We start from the raw sequence: 231 nt of genomic DNA, 5'->3' as shown, positions 1-231 counted from the left end.
GGGACGTAGGCCTCCGTTTTGTCATCGACGGCGTCGAGCATAGGCTGGCGCCGTACATACCCTGGGACTCACACTACCTCCACGGTGATGGCTGGCTCGCCGCCTGGACCGTCGATCAACGCCGGCAAGCGCTTGCATCGCTGTCGTCCGCCTTTCAGGGGGAGCCTTACCGCAACCGGGCAACCCAGCGTTTGGAAGGCGACGGCACGCCGCTTCGGGCGCGGCCCGCGG

At 67.5% G+C, this 231-nt stretch carries 1 pseudogene; it reads left to right on the top strand.

What is annotated here, in order from left to right:
- Positions 1–231: pseudogene (locus KVT37_RS33185) on the top strand (aldose 1-epimerase); the annotation flags it as partial.

Origin of the sequence: Mesorhizobium sp. GbtcB19 (assembly GCF_019091085.1) — a bacterium.
Taxonomy (GTDB): Bacteria; Pseudomonadota; Alphaproteobacteria; order Rhizobiales; family Rhizobiaceae; genus Mesorhizobium.
The sequence above is the reverse complement of the archived record's forward strand: the minus strand, read 5'-3'. Positions and strand labels throughout refer to the sequence as shown.